Below are 14,429 nucleotides of genomic sequence, written 5' to 3' on the forward strand. Positions count from 1 at the left end.
CCCATGACTCAGCCCACCCTTACCCGCAGCTGGGTAGCCTCCGCCAACGGTCACACGGACTTCCCCCTGCAAAACCTGCCGCTGGGCGTGTTCAGCATCAACGGCTCGGCGCCGCGCGCGGGCGTGGCGATTGGCGATTCGATCCTGGACCTGCAGGCGGCCATCGGCGAATTCGAGGGTGATGCCCGTCGTGCCGTCGAGGCAATGACCAGTGGCCAATTGAATGCGTTTTTCGAACTGGGCCGTGGCCCGCGTGTGGCGTTGCGTGAACGCTTGCTGGAACTGCTGGCCGAAGGCAGCACGCTGCAAACCCGCGAGGCGCAGGTGCTGCACCGCGCCGCCGACTGCCAGATGCATCTGCCGGCGAAGATCAGCGATTACACCGATTTCTACGTTGGCATCGAACACGCGCAGAACGTCGGCAAACTGTTCCGTCCCGACAACCCGCTGCTGCCTAACTACAAGTACGTGCCCATCGGCTACCACGGCCGTGCCTCGACCATTCGCCCCTCGGGCACCGACGTGCGCCGCCCCAAGGGCCAGACCTTGCCGGCCGGTCAAGCCGAGCCGACCTTTGGCCCGTGCGCACGCCTGGACTACGAATTGGAACTGGGCATCTGGATCGGCCAGGGCAACGACATGGGCGACTCGATTGCCATTGGCGACGCTGCCGAGCACATCGCCGGTTTCTGCCTGCTCAACGACTGGTCGGCGCGGGACATCCAGGCCTGGGAATACCAGCCGCTGGGGCCGTTCCTGTCGAAGAGCTTCATCACCACGATTTCCCCATGGGTCGTCACCGCCGAAGCCCTGGAACCGTTCCGCAAAGCGCAACCGGCGCGCCCTGAAGGCGACCCACAACCACTGTCGTACTTGCTGGATAAACGTGACCAGGCCGCGGGTGCACTGGACATCGAACTCGAAGTGCTGCTGACCACCGCCGCCATGCGTGAGCAGAACCTGCCGGCGCATCGCTTGGCGCTCAGCAACAGCCTGCATATGTACTGGACTGTCGCGCAGTTGGTGGCCCACCACAGCGTCAATGGTTGCCAGTTGCAGGCCGGCGACCTGTTCGGTTCGGGCACCTTGTCCGGGCCGGAAGCGGGCCAGTTCGGCAGCCTGTTGGAGATCACCGAAGGCGGCAAGAAAGCCGTCGAGCTGCCGTCCGGCGAGGTGCGCAAGTTCCTTGAGGACGGTGACGAAATCATCCTGCGCGCCCGTTGCCGCCGCGAAGGGTTTGCCTCCATCGGCTTCGGCGAATGCCGGGGCACCGTAACCGCAGCGCGCTAAGAGGGCAGGGCGATGGAACTCTACACCTACTACCGTTCCACCTCGTCGTACCGGGTGCGCATCGCGCTGGCCCTCAAGGGTCTGGATTTCAGCGCGATCCCGGTCAACTTGCTGGTGCCACCGGGCGGCGCCAACCGCCAGCCGGAATACCTGGCGATCAACCCCCAAGGCCGCGTGCCGGCGTTGCGCACCGATGAGGGCGAGTTGTTGATTCAATCGCCCGCGATCATCGAATACCTGGACGAGCGTTATCCACAGGCACCCCTGCTCTCTAAGGATCTGGCGACCCGCGCCCATGAGCGTGCGGTGGCGTCGATCATCGGCTGTGATATCCACCCGCTGCACAACTCCAGCACCCAGAACCTGCTGCGCCAGTGGGGGCATGATGAGGCGCAATTGCTGGAGTGGATCGGCCATTGGATCAGCCAGGGGCTGGGCGCGGTGGAGCAATTGATTGGCGACCGAGGCTTTTGCTTTGGTGAACAGCCGGGCATGGCTGACGCGTTTCTGATTCCCCAGCTGTACGCGGCCGAGCGCTTCAAGGTGCCGTTGACGGCATACCCACGTATCGGTCGTGTGGCGGCGTTGGCGGCGCAGCATCCGGCCTTTATCCAGGCTCACCCCGCCAACCAGCCCGACACCCCCTGACCCTGTGGGGCCCGGTTGGCTGGCGATGGCGGTGTGTCAGGTAGACCGCTATCGCCGGCAAGCCGGCTCCTACAAGGTTGCGCGTGGCCATAAAAATAAAATAATAGGTACCTTGCGATGCACTCTCAGATTGCCAGCTTTCGCGCGGCACTCGACGCCCGTCCGGTGTCGCGCTACCAGTGGTTGATTCTCTTGTTGCTGGCCATGCTGCTGGTGACCGATGGCTACGATGCCCAGGTGCTGGGTTACGTGGTGCCGGCCCTGGCCAAAGATTGGGGTCTGGAAAAGGCTGCGTTCGGCCCAGTGTTCAGCGCCAACCTGCTGGGGCTCACCTTGGGCTCGTTGCTGGTGACGCCCCTGGCCGATCGGTTTGGCGTGCGGCGCATCCTGCTGGGCTGCGTGCTGATCTACGCCACCCTCACGGTGTTGATGGTGTTTGCCAACTCACTGACCACCTTGATGGTTGCGCGGTTTATCTGCGGCATCGGCATGGGCGGCGCGATGCCCAGCGCCATGGCCTTGATGTCGGAGTATTCCCCACCGCGCCTGCGCACCCTGATGGTGACGTTGGCGGCGTGCGGCTTTTCGTTTGGTGGCGCGGCGGGTGGGTTCGTGGCGGCTGGGTTTATCGAAGGCTACGGCTGGCAAGCGGTGTTCCTGGCGGGTGGCGTGACGCCGTTGTTGCTGTTCCCTTTCCTGATGTGGCTGTTGCCCGAATCCTTGCCACGTTTGTTGCGTGACGCGCCGCCTTATGCGCGCCTGCAAAAGGTCACGGCGCGCATGCTTCCGGGCTGGCAGCCGCCGTTGGCGAGAGCTGCAGATAACCTTCAAGAACAAGGCAGCAAGCTGACGGTGGTGGAGCTGTTCCGCCACGGTTATGCGCGCCCGACCGTGCTGATCTGGGCGACGTTTTTTGTCAGCCTGATCCTGCTGTATTTCATGATCAGTTGGCTGCCGTCGCTGTTGCTGGAAAGCGGCCTGGCGTTGAAGGAAGCCAACCTGGTGACGTCGATGTTCCTGTTTGCCGGCACCTTGGGCGCCATCGGCATGGCCTGGTTCGCCGATCGCTTGAAACGCAAGGTACGCCTGCTGTCTGGCGTTTTGGCAGCGGCGGCGGTGTGTACCGTTCTGCTGGGGCTGAACCATGACAACCCACGCTACCTGGTGGCCTGCGTGTTCGCCGCCGGGTTCTGCATCATCGGTGGGCAACTGACCCTGAATGCTTTCGCCAGTAACTTCTACCCCGCACATGTTCGGGCGACGGGCACTGGGTGGGCGCTCGGCGTTGGGCGATTTGGTTCGATTCTCGGGCCGCTGTTTGGCAGCTTGTTGTTGGCGATGCACATTCCGGTGGAGCAGATTTTCTTCTTCTGCGCGATTCCGGCAGTGATTGCGGCGCTGTTGATCATCCAGGTGCGTTCGCCTGGCATGGATGTGCCGAAAAGCCCATTGCCCGGCGATATTCTCAAGGCCCCCGGCAATCACTGATTCACCCCGCCCAACGGAAGGCGCTTGCTTGCCGGTGACTGTAGTGAGCGGGCTTGCCCCGCGCCGCGGTGTGTCAGGCACAGCGGTGTGTCAGGCACTGTGGTGTGTCAGGTATGCCGTGGCGCGGGGCAAGCCCGCTCACTACAGTCGGGTTCAGTGCACGATGGTGTTGGGTGGCAAATGGCCCAGGCGTTCGGTCAGGCGCAGGCGTTGGATCGGGTCTTCGCTGAGCAGCAGCGCATGCTCCAGGTCAAAGCGCTCGGCACTCGGGCAATCCAGGCGCTGGTATAGACTGGCGCGTGCCAGGTAGTCGGCGGCGCTGGCGTTGCCCAGTTCCAGCACGCGTTCGGCGTCGATCAGGGCATCCAGCGGCGCATCGTTGGAAAGGTGCAGTTGGCGCAGGTTGCGTGACAGCCGTTGCAGGATCGAACGGGGGTCGGCGGTGTGCAGGTGCTCGGACTGCAACTTGAGGTTCGGCCCGTACTGGCGGTGCAGCAGCTCACGGCAATCGTTGGGGTACAGACGCCGACCGCCACAGGGGTCCAGCAAGTGATCGGCGCCCGGCACCCGCAGCAGGAAGTGGCCGGGAAAATTCACCCCGACCATCGGAATGTTCAGGCGTCGCGCCAATTCCATCGCGATCAACCCCATGGCCAGCGGCTGCCCGCGTTTGCGCTGCAGCACCTTGTCCAGCAAGGCGGCGGCGGGGCGCAGGGGGGTAAAGTCGTCCTGGGCAAACCCCAGGTCATTCATGCGCCGCAGCAGGGGCTGGCCCAGTTCGTCGGCGGGCAGCATGGGCATGCCGACGCTGACCTGTTGTTGCAACAAGGTGAAGTCTTGCAGGATCACCTGCGGTTGCACGACCGGATCGTGCTCGGCCGCAATCCACAGCGCGGCTTCGAACAGCGCAGGGGGCGAACGTTCCAGGCAGGCAAAAAAGGCTGTGCGGGGATTCATTGCGTTCTCCGGCAGATGCCCCCGTTTTAGCCTTGCTGAGAATTTTCGTCCAGCACATTGGGGAAATATCCCACGGTCTTATGTCGCAAGGCCTGCAAAACCGGGCGGCTTATTCCAGCGCACTTCGGCAGTTTTTTACCGTAAGCCTATACTTGGGCCTCTACCAGAAGTGATTCGGGAGCTCATTGATGTTTGCGCTCATGCACAGCACCCGCCTTGAATCGCTGCACCTGAGCGTCGACCCGGCCACCGGGCTGAAGGCGGTCATAGCCATCCACAACAGCCGTCTGGGCCCAGCCTTGGGCGGCTGCCGCTACCTCGCTTACCCCGACGATCAAAGTGCCGTGGAAGATGCTGCGCGCCTGGCCCAGGGCATGAGCTACAAAGCCGCCCTGGCCGGTCTGCCGGTGGGCGGTGGTACGGCAGTGATCATTCGCCCCGTGCATGTGGAAAGCCGCGCGGCCTTGTTCGAAGCCTTTGGGCGTTGCATCGAAAAACTCGACGGCCGCTTCATCACGGCCATCGACAGCGGCACCTCAGTGGCTGACATGGACTGCATCGCCCAGCACACCCGTTTCGTCACCAGCACCACCGCCGCTGGCGACCCGTCGCCCCATGCCGCCATGGGCGTGTTCACCGGCATCCGCACCACTGCGATGGCCCGCCTGGGCAGCGACAACCTGGAAGGCTTGCGTGTGGCGGTCCAGGGCCTGGGCAATGTCGGGTTCGCCCTGGCGGAACAGCTGCATGCGGCCGGCGCTGAATTGCTGGTCAGCGACATCGACCATGGCAAGGTGCAACTGGCCATGGAGCAACTCGGCGCCCACCCCATCGCCAACGACGCCTTGCTCAGCACGCCCTGCGACATCCTCGCGCCCTGCGGCGTTGGTGCGGTGTTCAATCGCCACAGCGTCGGCCAGCTGCGTTGCGCTGCCGTGGCCGGTTCCGCCAGCGCGCAGTTGACCAACCTCGACATTGCCGACCAGCTGGAAGGGCGCGGCATCCTCTACGCCCCCGACTATGTGATCAACTCGGGTGGGCTGATCTACGTCGCGCTCAAGCACGGCGGTGCAGAGCTGGCGGACATCACCGCACACCTGTCGAACATCGGCGCACGTCTGACCGAGATCTTCGCCCACGCCCAAGCCGAAAAGCGTTCCCCCGCACGGGTGGCGGACGAATTGGCCGAGCGCCTGCTGTACAAATAAGCCAGGCATTAAAAAGGCCCTGAGTCAGTGACTCAGGGCCTGTTCAATTCGGGCTTTATTCTGCCGGTGCGTTCAGCAACTCGGACAACGCATCCGGCTGGCTCTTGAACGCCTTGGCAAACACATCGCGGTTCTTCGCCATGTAGATCCCGGCTTCTTCCACCTGCTGCTCGCTCAGGGACGGCACGGCTTTTTGCAACACTTCTGCCAGCAACTCAGCGAGTTCAAGCATCTTGTCATGACGGTCAGCTTCGGCTTTATCCATGAACAAACGCTCCAGATCTCGGCTGCTGCGGTATACCACTTCGACGGCCATTCACCACCTCACATGCCTTCACGATAGTTGTCTTTTGCGACCACTGTATTCATATACAGTAAAAAGGGTAAGCCAAACCGTGGGGTTTGGGTAGCAGTTTTTTAATGTAGCCCGTAAATACAGGTTTGCCGTGCCTCATGTCACCCCGCCACCATCTTATATCGGCCTCTGGCCTTTTTTCTGCATGCAGAACAACCGTCACGTCCAACCCGCATTATCCGGTCGAGTCGACCTAAGGAAGCATCATCGTGAAAATCAACTGGGCCGAAAAGCTGCGCCAGAACGTGCATGAACTGGCCGAGTCCCTGGGCAATCTGTTTGTGGAGTCGTTCCACTACCTGGCGCTGTTCGCCATTGGTGCGGTGACGGCCTGGGCGGCGGTGATGGAGTTTTTGGGGATGCTGGAGAACGGGCACATCAAGATCGATGACATCTTGCTGCTGTTCATCTACCTGGAACTGGGCGCAATGGTCGGGATTTACTTCAAGACCAACCACATGCCGGTGCGCTTCCTGATCTACGTGGCGATCACCGCGCTGACACGCCTGCTGATCTCCAACGTGTCCCACCACAACCCGCCTGATGTAGGCATCATCTACCTGTGCGGTGGGATTCTGTTGTTGGCGTTCTCGATCCTGGTGGTGCGCTACGCCTCGTCGGCGTTCCCGTCGGTGAAGGTCGAAGGCCCGCGCCGCAAAGGCGAGGCGAGCCTGGAAACCGAGAAGGGCGAGCTTTAAAGCCCGACGCTGAAGGGCAGGGTGTTCGTAGGCGGTCGCTGCAAGCGCTGGTGATCGCCATCGGTCATCACCGCCAGGATCTCCATGGCGCTGTGGCCCTGCTCGATGGCGATGCCGAACTGGATGCTTTGCACCAGGCGTTTGAGCCGTTGCGGGTCATTGCGTTGTTCGGCGCTGATCATGCGCTTGGCCACCACACCCGACTCGTTCGAGAGGGTGAGCATGATGCTGCCATCCAGCCTTTGGATACTCAGGTTGACACGGTAGTTGGGGGTGAAGGTGTCTGTGATGATCTGAAAAGGATTGTCCATGGTGCGTTACCGCCTGATAAGAACATGCAGTCATTGACGACCGGTGTCGGGATTAGTTCGCGTTTCCTGACCACTGGCCAAAGTCCGTTTCCCTCATAAGCGGTACAGCAAGGGCCGTGCCGTGTAGAGCACTCACAGGCAGTGAGGTACCAATGTGGGAGCGGGCTTGCTCGCGAATGCGGTGTGTCAGCTTATGAATACTTGGCTGAAGGACCGCTATCGCTGGCAAGCCAGCTCCTACAGGGGGCGCGGTGTTGTGGGCTATTTCAGGGCAGTACCGAGAAAACGATCGCAGACAGCGCAATCAAGCCGATCACCACCACAAACACATTCGACACCTGGCCCGAGTACTGGCGCAGAGATGGCACGCGGCGGATCGCGTACATCGGCATCAGGAACAGCAGGCACGCGATGATCGGCCCGCCCATGGTTTCGATCATGCCCAGGATGCTCGGGTTGAAGGTGGCCACGGCCCAGCAGGTCAACACCATGAACAGGGCGGTGCTGCGTTCCAGCCATTTGGCCGACAGCGAACGGTTACGGCTACGCAAGGATTTGACGATCAAGCCTTGGAAGCCTTCGCTGGCGCCGATGTAGTGGCCGAGGAAGGATTTGGTAATGGCCACCAGCGCGATCAAAGGCGCGGCGTAGGCGATTACCGGGGTCTGGAAGTGGTTGGCCAGGTACGACAGGATCGAAATGTTCTGGGCCTTGGCCGCTGCCAGGTCGGCAGGCGACAGCGCCAGCACGCAGCTGAAGCAGAAGAACATCACCGTCAGCACCATCATGCCGTGGGCCGTGGCCAGGATGCCGCTGCTCTTGCGCTCGGCCTGGGCGCCGTACACGCGTTTCTGGTCGACGGCGAAGGCCGAGATGATTGGCGAGTGGTTGAAGGAAAACACCATCACCGGGATCGCCAGCCACAGGGTCTTGAGGAACAGCGGCATTGGCATGCCATCACCGGCAGAGGCGAAGAACGCGCCGTTCCAGTTAGGGATCAGGCTGAACGCCAACAACAGCAGGGCGGCGACGAACGGGTACACCAGCACGCTCATGGCCTTGACGATCACGCCTTGGCCGCAACGCACGATGGCCATCAGGCCGAGGATCAGCACCAGCGACAGGACCGCCCGCGGCGGCGGGGTCATGTGCAGTTGGTGTTCCATGAAGCTGCCGAGGGTGTTGGTCAGCGCGACGCTGTACACCAGCAGGATCGGGAAAATCGCGAAGAAGTACAGCAGGGTGATCAACTTGCCTGCGCCGATGCCGAAATGTTCCTCGACCACTTCGGTGATGTCGCCGGATTTGCCCGACAACACAAAGCGCGTCAGCCCACGGTGGGCGAAGAAGGTCATCGGGAAGGCCAGCAGTGCCAGCACGATCAGCGGCCAGAAGCCACCCACACCGGCATTGATCGGCAGGAACAACGTGCCCGCGCCGATGGCGGTGCCATACAGGCCGAGCATCCAGGTGGTGTCGTGTTTGGTCCAGCCGGTGGTCACGGTGTTTTCTAAAGCGGGACTTGCTTTTGAAGGTGTATCGGCAGCAGGTGTACGTACATCGGTCATCGTTATTGCCTCGTTATTATTTTTGCGCGGGCTCACGTTGGGGCGGTCAGGAAATGCTCCTCAGCATTCCACCCAGTTCACGGCCAGGCCGCCCCGTGAAGTTTCTTTGTATTTGTCATGCATATCGGCGCCGGTATCGCGCATGGTGCGAATCACCCGGTCGAGGGAAATGAAGTGTTTGCCGTCGCCGCGCAGGGCCATTTGCGTGGCGTTGATCGCTTTGACGGCGGCGATGGCATTGCGCTCGATACACGGCACTTGCACCAGGCCACCGACTGGGTCGCAGGTCAGGCCGAGGTTGTGTTCCAGGCCGATTTCGGCGGCGTTTTCCAGTTGCTCGGGTGTCGCACCCAGCACATCGGCCAAGCCGGCAGCGGCCATGGCGCAAGCCGAACCGACTTCACCCTGGCAGCCGACTTCGGCGCCGGAGATCGAGGCGTTTTTCTTGCAGAGAATGCCGACCGCGGCGGCGGCCAGGAAGAAATTGACCACGTCGTCGTCACAGGCTTCGGGGTTGAACTTCATGTAGTAGTGCAGGACGGCAGGGATGATGCCCGCCGCGCCGTTGGTCGGTGCCGTGACCATGCGCCCGCCCGCCGCGTTTTCTTCGTTGACGGCCAGGGCAAACAGGTTGACCCACTCCATCGCCGACAAGGTCGACGTGATGACATTCGGTTTGCCGATTTCCAACAGGTTGCGGTGCAATTTCGCGGCGCGACGGGGCACATCCAGGCCGCCCGGCAAGATGCCTTCATCGCGCAAACCCTGTTCCACGCATTCGCGCATCACCGACCAGATATGCAGCAGGCCACTGCGGATTTCCTCGTCGCTGCGCCAGGCACGTTCGTTGGCCATCATCAGCTCGGAAACCCGCAGGCCATGCGTGTTGCACAAGGCCAGCAGTTCGACGGCGCTGGAGAAGTCGTAGGGCAATTCCACTTCGCTGGTCGGCGCAATACCCGACTCAGCCTCGGCGGCTTCGATGATGAAACCACCGCCCACCGAGTAGTAGGTTTGTTCGCTCAACAGGCCGTTGTCGCCGTAGGCGTGCAGGGACATGGCGTTGGGGTGGTAGGGCAGGCTTTCGTCGAGCAGCAGGAGGTCGTGTTGCCAGTTGAAAGCAATGTCCTGGGTGCCGGCGAGCAGCAGGCGACCGGACTCGCGCAGTTGCTGGATGCTCGCATTGATGGAGGTTGGGTCAACCGTATCTGGCCATTCACCCATCAGCCCCATCACGCAGGCGCGGTCGGTGGCGTGGCCGACACCGGTGGCTGACAACGAGCCGTACAGGCGCACTTCGACACGCCGGGTGTCGTTCAGTAGATGTTGGTCTTTCAAGGCTTGGGCAAAGGTCGCGGCCGCCCGCATCGGGCCGACGGTATGGGAGCTGGACGGGCCGATGCCCACCTTGAATAGATCGAAAACACTGATAGCCATGCTAAAGCCTTACAAGCAATGGAGTAGAAATCGCTGCCATGTTTTGTAGGACGAGCGGAATTGGCGCGATACTGAGCCTCTGGATCGGCACTGACCAACGAATTATCCTAAGACACCCTTTAGCAGGACTAAACCCTATGACTCGCCCCCTTCATGGCCAGACCTACGTCTGGTTGCACGTGTTTTCCTGCGCGGCGCGGCATTTGTCGTTCACCCGTTGCGCCGAAGAACTGCACATCACGCCGGGGGCGGTGAGCCAACAAATTCGCCAGTTGGAGGAGCGCCTGGGGTTTCGCCTGTTTCATCGGCGGGCGCGTGGCGTGGAACTCAGCGCCGAGGGGCAGCGGCTGGCGACGACGGTGGGGGAGGCCTACGGCAGCATCGATGCGGAGCTGCAGCGGCTGGACGCGGGGATGATCAGTGGCACCTTGCGCTTGCGCTCGATCCCGTCGTTTCTCGGCAAGTGGCTGACGCCGCGCTTGCCACGGCTGCAGCAGCGTTTCCCGGACATCCAGCTGCGTATGGTCGCGGAAGACAGCAGCATCGCCCTGCACGAAGGCGACTTCGACCTGGCGATCGATTTGAACGACGGCAGCTACCCCGGCCTGTTATCCACAGCCCTGCTGGACGAGCAGATTTTCCCGGTGTGCGCCCCCAGCCTGCTGCGTGGTCGCCCACCGTTGCATGGCCCGGCTGACCTGGTGCATTTCCCGTTGTTGCACGACATCACTGCGTGGCGTGGGAGTTATGAGTACGCGGAGTGGGAGTTTTACCTGAATGCCATCGGCTATCACGAGGCCGATGTTCGGCGCGGGCACACCTTCAACCGCAACCACCTGACGATCGAGGCTGCCATCGCCGGCATGGGCGTGGCCATTGCGCGGCGCACCTTGCTCAATGATGAGCTGGAGCGTGGCACCTTGATCGTGCCGTTCGGCCTGGCGGTGCCCAATCACAAACGCTATGTATTGCTGTATGCGCCAGGCGCGCTGAGCCACCCGGGCGTAAGGGCGGTGCATGATTGGCTGGTGGAAGAAGCGGGGATTTTTCGCGGATTGCACCCCTTGGGTGAGGGGCAATTGTGAGGATATTCAGGCGTAAGAAGATGTAACTAACTCCCCACCCTAACAGCGTTTTTGCTCGTAGTCAGACTTAATTTGTAATGTGGGATTTATCTTTGCAAAGGGGTTGAATTACTTCTCTGACTGCTCAATTGTGTCATCAAGAGGTCATGGTTACACCACACCGGTGTTGCAGTTGTGACCTCCCGCGAGCTAGCTGAAATAAGGGAAGAACTATGCAAATCCAAGTCAATAGCGATAACCATATTGAAAGCAGCATCCGACTGGAGGAGTGGGTACGTACTACCATTGAGAGCACGCTCGAACGTTATGACGAACATCTGACCCGCGTTGAGGTTTACCTGCGCGATGAGAACGGCGACAAGCCCGGCCCCCATGATTTGAGTTGCCGACTGGAAGCGCGGCCAAAGGGCCATCAACCGGTCTCGGTCTGCGACAAGGCCGACACGCTGGAACAGGCCATCGACGGTGCTGCCATCAAGCTGGAGCATGCATTGGAACATCTGTTCGGCAAACTGCAAGGCAAGCCGCGCGCTGCCGGCAAAAGCCAGCCGACCACCAAAGTGAATGAAGACGAGCTTGAACAGGAGTTCCTGGAAAAAGAACGTGCCGTGTTCAACGGCTGATCACTGACAGTTACTTCATCGCCACAAAAGACGGGCCTGCATTTGCAGGCCCGTTTTCGTTGTGGGCGCTTTCGAGCCTAGCGAGGCTGCGAGAGCGGCGGCACAGGCGACATCTCTATTGGCTGTGCCGCCGCTATCGCTGCGGTGCGACGATTCGACAAGCCAGCGCCTACAGTGGATCTTCGTCGCTGCACACATCCCCTGTGGGAGTTGTCGAGCTTTAGCGAGGCTGCGAAGGCGGCGGCACAGGCGACATCTCAATAAGGCTGTGCGCGGCTACGGAAAAAATGCCGGCTCAACAACGCCAGCACGCCTGCGCCAATGCCCGCAAAGAGCATGGCCCAACCGGCGCCGTGGCGCAGGGCGGCCTGGGCATCTGTGGTCGTCAGCCCGGGTACATCCAGCTTGCCAGCGGCAATGTGCTGGCTGATGGCAGGCCAGTCCATGGCCGTGGTTGCGGGCAGCAAACTGGCCAGCTGATGGCTGATCCCTAGCAATAACACCAAGCCCATTAACGCAATATTGAGTGCCAGCGTGATCAGCCGCGCACTGAGGTCGATGCCCGACGCCATGCCCGCACGGTCAGCCGAAACCGAGCCGGTGGTGGTATTGGTGGTGGGTGAGTTGGTCAGCGCCAAGCCGATACCGGCGAGCACGCAACTGCAGAGCACCAGTGCGGTACTCGGCTGCTCTGCACGGTTGATCACGGCCATGGCGATAAACCCCGCGCCCATCAGGCCAAGGCCCAGCGGGATGATGCGTTCGGCGCCATAGCGCAAGGCCAGGCGTTCGGCCAGCGGCGGCACCAGCAAGGTCGGCAGGGTGTAGGCGAGCAGGGCGCCGCCGGTGGTCACGGTGTCGTAGCCCAGGCCCGCCTGGAAGTAGAGCGGCAAGTAGATCATGAACGGCCAGAAACTGAAGTTCATGCCGATCGAACCCATCAGTGCGCCGTTGAAACGCTGGATACGAAACACCGAAAAATCGAACATCGGGTGTGCACTGCGTCGTTCAATGAAGATGAACAGCAACAGCCCGGCCAGCGACAAGCCGGCCCAGCCGAGCATGGCCGGGGTGGCAAAGCCGTGTTCGGTGCCTTGGGTGATGAAGTACACCAGCGCGAACACCGACAGCGTCAAAGTGAGCATGCCGGCGATATCCAGGCGATGGCCGGCCGGGTCGCGGGATTCCTGCACGCTGATGCGCAGCAGCACCAGGGTGAACAAGGTCAGTGGCACATGCACCAGGAACACCCAGCGCCAGTCAGCCATGGCCAGGATCAACGCACCCACCATCGGCCCGAAACCCAGGCCGATACCTGCAATCACGCCCCATATCGCGAAGGCCCGGGCTCGCGCCGCGGGCTCGCGGAACAGGTGCGACAGAATCGCGAATTGGCAGATCATCATCGCGCCTGCCCCTATCCCCTGCACGAAACGCGCAGTGATCAACGTGGGTGCGCTGTCGGCCAGGCCGCAGGCCAGTGAGGCCAGGCCAAATACCCACAAGCACAGCACCAGCATGCGCCGGCGGCCAAAGCGGTCGGCCAGGGTGCCGGCGGCCATCAGTACGCTGGTGCAGGCCAGCGTGTAGGCGTTCATGATCCATTGGGCGTCCTGGAAGCCCGTGCCCAGTTGCTGTTCCAAGGTGGGCAGGATGACGGGAACGCTGGAAATTTCCAGGCCGAACATCAGGGCGACTAGGCAAACGGCGGTGAGGGCGAGCGCGTTCCTGGCCGCATGGGGTGTGCTGGCGGCCGATAACGTGGCGGCGGTTGGCATGGGATTCTCCTGAAGATTGAGGATTCGGTTATTTTCAGGGGAATTTGGTTCTTTATTCGTGATAAGTTTTCTGCTGATAAGGGATCTAAAGGCGACAATTGCACCATGACCACTCCGCGTTTCGATGGCGTCGAACTCTTTTTGCAGATCGTGGAAAGCGGCAACCTGACGCAAGCCGCCGAACGGCTGAACCTCACGCGCTCTGCGGTAGGCAAGGGCCTGGCGCGGCTGGAGGCACGCTTGGGCACTTGCTTGCTGCAGCGCTCCACACGGCGTCAGTATCTGACCGAGGACGGGCAGGCGTACTACGAACATTGTCTGCGGGCACTGGCTGAGCTGGAGGCGGCCGAGTCGGTGTTGGAGAGTGGTCGGCAGCAGCCACGCGGGCGCTTGCGGGCGAGTGTGCCGCTGGCCTTCGGTCATCACTATGCGGCGCCGGCGCTGTGGGGGTTGATGGATCGATACCCGGAACTGGAAGTCGAGATTTGCTTCTCGGACCGCATGATCGACCTGGCGCAGGAGGGCTTCGACATTGCCGTGCGCATTGGCTCATTGCCTGATACGGATCGACTGAGCGCTCGCCGCCTGGGCGAACAGGTTGTGGGCCTGGCGGCTTCGCCGGCGTACTTGCAGCGCAAGGGACGTATAGCAGGGATTGATGACCTCGCAGGCCATCGAGGTATCGCCTACCGCAGCAATACGGCGTACCGCTCGCGTGTGGCGTCCCCCTTGGTGTTGGACGACCTCCAGGCCGTGGCCGATGCCGCGATTGCGGGCGTTGGCCTGGCCTGGTTGCCGAGTTGGCTGATTGCGCATTACGTCTTGCGCGGTCAGTTGGAGCCGGTTTTGCCGGGCTACCGGGAGCAGCCTTCACCGATCCATGTGATCTGGCCGACGGCCCCACACATGCCGGCCAAAACGCGCTGCGCAATTGATGCGCTGGTGGCGGGCACGCCCAGCTGCCTGGCGGGCAGTTAATTCCC

The 14,429-nt window shown here is 61.7% G+C and carries 14 protein-coding genes; 8 read left to right on the forward strand and 6 right to left on the reverse strand.

What is annotated here, in order from left to right:
- Positions 1–3 precede the first annotated feature (3 nt).
- The 3 genes from fahA (at position 4) to ACVWVP_RS05415 (ending at position 3,426) form a co-directional block, all read left to right on the forward strand.
- Positions 4–1,290 (forward strand): fumarylacetoacetase, encoded by a 1,287-nt coding sequence (gene fahA, locus ACVWVP_RS05405; protein WP_457404624.1) that lies wholly within the window; start codon positions 4–6, stop codon positions 1,288–1,290.
- Positions 1,291–1,302: 12 nt separating this feature from the next.
- A complete protein-coding gene (gene maiA / locus ACVWVP_RS05410) occupies positions 1,303–1,938 on the forward strand; it encodes a maleylacetoacetate isomerase (RefSeq protein ID WP_259171896.1) in 636 nt (211 codons plus the stop codon).
- A gap of 117 nt (positions 1,939–2,055) precedes the next feature.
- Complete coding sequence (locus ACVWVP_RS05415) at positions 2,056–3,426, forward strand: MFS transporter (RefSeq protein WP_457404626.1); 1,371 nt, start codon at positions 2,056–2,058, stop codon at positions 3,424–3,426.
- A gap of 153 nt (positions 3,427–3,579) precedes the next feature.
- On the opposite strand, the gene ACVWVP_RS05420 is transcribed toward ACVWVP_RS05415, so the two are convergent.
- Positions 3,580–4,383 (reverse strand): SirB1 family protein, encoded by an 804-nt coding sequence (locus ACVWVP_RS05420; RefSeq protein ID WP_457404628.1) that lies wholly within the window; start codon positions 4,381–4,383, stop codon positions 3,580–3,582.
- A 188-nt stretch (positions 4,384–4,571) separates the two neighbouring features.
- Here ACVWVP_RS05420 and ACVWVP_RS05425 point away from each other — a divergent pair, with 188 nt between their 5' ends.
- The gene (locus ACVWVP_RS05425; protein ID WP_457404630.1) at positions 4,572–5,591 is read left to right on the forward strand and encodes a Leu/Phe/Val dehydrogenase; all 1,020 of its coding nucleotides are present in this window, start codon (positions 4,572–4,574) and stop codon (positions 5,589–5,591) included.
- A gap of 55 nt (positions 5,592–5,646) precedes the next feature.
- On the opposite strand, the gene ACVWVP_RS05430 is transcribed toward ACVWVP_RS05425, so the two are convergent.
- Positions 5,647–5,907: a YebG family protein gene (locus ACVWVP_RS05430; RefSeq protein WP_012722374.1), complete on the reverse strand. Its 261-nt coding sequence runs from the start codon at positions 5,905–5,907 to the stop codon at positions 5,647–5,649.
- A 248-nt stretch (positions 5,908–6,155) separates the two neighbouring features.
- Here ACVWVP_RS05430 and ACVWVP_RS05435 point away from each other — a divergent pair, with 248 nt between their 5' ends.
- On the forward strand, positions 6,156–6,644 hold the full coding sequence (locus tag ACVWVP_RS05435; RefSeq protein ID WP_017254513.1) for a phosphate-starvation-inducible protein PsiE: 489 nt from the start codon (positions 6,156–6,158) through the stop codon (positions 6,642–6,644).
- Here the strand turns inward: ACVWVP_RS05435 and ACVWVP_RS05440 are convergent.
- The 3 genes from ACVWVP_RS05440 to ACVWVP_RS05450 form a co-directional block, all read right to left on the reverse strand.
- Complete coding sequence (locus ACVWVP_RS05440) at positions 6,641–6,955, reverse strand: DUF3509 domain-containing protein (protein WP_176994955.1); 315 nt, start codon at positions 6,953–6,955, stop codon at positions 6,641–6,643. The genes ACVWVP_RS05435 and ACVWVP_RS05440 overlap by 4 nt on opposite strands.
- A 266-nt stretch (positions 6,956–7,221) precedes the next feature.
- Positions 7,222–8,523 carry a serine/threonine transporter gene (locus ACVWVP_RS05445; RefSeq protein WP_457404632.1) on the reverse strand — a complete coding sequence of 434 codons (1,302 nt, stop codon included), beginning with the start codon at positions 8,521–8,523 and terminating at the stop codon, positions 7,222–7,224.
- A gap of 60 nt (positions 8,524–8,583) precedes the next feature.
- Complete coding sequence (locus ACVWVP_RS05450) at positions 8,584–9,960, reverse strand: L-serine ammonia-lyase (protein WP_457404634.1); 1,377 nt, start codon at positions 9,958–9,960, stop codon at positions 8,584–8,586.
- A 137-nt stretch (positions 9,961–10,097) separates the two neighbouring features.
- On the opposite strand from ACVWVP_RS05450, the gene ACVWVP_RS05455 reads away from it, so the two are divergent.
- Both ACVWVP_RS05455 and ACVWVP_RS05460 read left to right on the forward strand, forming a co-directional pair.
- Positions 10,098–11,045, forward strand: a complete 948-nt coding sequence (locus ACVWVP_RS05455; protein WP_176994952.1) for a LysR substrate-binding domain-containing protein — start codon at positions 10,098–10,100, stop codon at positions 11,043–11,045.
- 212 nt (positions 11,046–11,257) lie between these two features.
- The gene (locus ACVWVP_RS05460; protein WP_178922902.1) at positions 11,258–11,668 is read left to right on the forward strand and encodes an HPF/RaiA family ribosome-associated protein; all 411 of its coding nucleotides are present in this window, start codon (positions 11,258–11,260) and stop codon (positions 11,666–11,668) included.
- Between the two features lie 257 nt (positions 11,669–11,925).
- Here the strand turns inward: ACVWVP_RS05460 and ACVWVP_RS05465 are convergent, their stop codons facing one another.
- Entirely contained in the window at positions 11,926–13,446 is a 1,521-nt protein-coding gene (locus ACVWVP_RS05465) for an MFS transporter (RefSeq protein ID WP_457404636.1), read from the reverse strand.
- A gap of 105 nt (positions 13,447–13,551) precedes the next feature.
- Between ACVWVP_RS05465 and ACVWVP_RS05470 the strand changes: the two genes are divergently transcribed.
- The gene (locus ACVWVP_RS05470; RefSeq protein ID WP_178922904.1) at positions 13,552–14,424 is read left to right on the forward strand and encodes a LysR family transcriptional regulator; all 873 of its coding nucleotides are present in this window, start codon (positions 13,552–13,554) and stop codon (positions 14,422–14,424) included.
- The last annotated feature ends 5 nt before the right edge of the window (positions 14,425–14,429 follow it).

It is taken from the genome of Pseudomonas sp. TE24901 (assembly GCF_054058375.1).

Bases quoted from the DNA above. Each gene is read 5' to 3' on its own strand.
- fahA (WP_457404624.1), top strand. From the start codon at position 4: ATGACTCAGCCCACCCTTACCCGCAGCTGGGTAGCCTCCGCCAACGGT.
- maiA (WP_259171896.1), top strand. From the start codon at position 1,303: ATGGAACTCTACACCTACTACCGTTCCACCTCGTCGTACCGGGTGCGC.
- ACVWVP_RS05415 (WP_457404626.1), top strand. From the start codon at position 2,056: ATGCACTCTCAGATTGCCAGCTTTCGCGCGGCACTCGACGCCCGTCCG.
- ACVWVP_RS05420 (WP_457404628.1), bottom strand. From the start codon at position 4,383: ATGAATCCCCGCACAGCCTTTTTTGCCTGCCTGGAACGTTCGCCCCCT.
- ACVWVP_RS05425 (WP_457404630.1), top strand. From the start codon at position 4,572: ATGTTTGCGCTCATGCACAGCACCCGCCTTGAATCGCTGCACCTGAGC.
- ACVWVP_RS05430 (WP_012722374.1), bottom strand. From the start codon at position 5,907: ATGGCCGTCGAAGTGGTATACCGCAGCAGCCGAGATCTGGAGCGTTTG.
- ACVWVP_RS05440 (WP_176994955.1), bottom strand. From the start codon at position 6,955: ATGGACAATCCTTTTCAGATCATCACAGACACCTTCACCCCCAACTAC.
- ACVWVP_RS05445 (WP_457404632.1), bottom strand. From the start codon at position 8,523: ATGACCGATGTACGTACACCTGCTGCCGATACACCTTCAAAAGCAAGT.
- ACVWVP_RS05450 (WP_457404634.1), bottom strand. From the start codon at position 9,960: ATGGCTATCAGTGTTTTCGATCTATTCAAGGTGGGCATCGGCCCGTCC.
- ACVWVP_RS05455 (WP_176994952.1), top strand. From the start codon at position 10,098: ATGACTCGCCCCCTTCATGGCCAGACCTACGTCTGGTTGCACGTGTTT.
- ACVWVP_RS05460 (WP_178922902.1), top strand. From the start codon at position 11,258: ATGCAAATCCAAGTCAATAGCGATAACCATATTGAAAGCAGCATCCGA.
- ACVWVP_RS05465 (WP_457404636.1), bottom strand. From the start codon at position 13,446: ATGCCAACCGCCGCCACGTTATCGGCCGCCAGCACACCCCATGCGGCC.
- ACVWVP_RS05470 (WP_178922904.1), top strand. From the start codon at position 13,552: ATGACCACTCCGCGTTTCGATGGCGTCGAACTCTTTTTGCAGATCGTG.